The 227-nt window shown below is 32.6% G+C and carries 1 pseudogene; it reads left to right on the forward strand.

Annotated features, from left to right (window positions below):
* Window positions 1–227 (forward strand): annotated as a pseudogene (locus tag LJE11_RS19640) (RNA-guided endonuclease InsQ/TnpB family protein); the annotation flags it as partial.

Genomic DNA, 227 nt, shown 5'->3' on the forward strand with positions numbered 1-227 from the left:
AGAACTCAGAAAAGAATTTACAAAGCTTAGACATTCTGATGAATATGCATGGTTACTGAGTATTTCAAATAATGTAACCAAACAGGCAATCAAAGATGCCTGTACTGCTTATAAGAATTTTTTCAAAGGTTTGCAGAAATTCCCAAGATTCAAGTCAAAAAAGAGATCAATACCGAAGTTCTATCAGGACAACGTTAAGATACGATTCAGTAATACCCATGTTAAAT

This window comes from Blautia sp. DFI.1.216 (genome assembly GCF_020594215.1).
Classification (GTDB): domain Bacteria; phylum Bacillota; class Clostridia; order Lachnospirales; family Lachnospiraceae; genus Blautia_A; species Blautia_A wexlerae.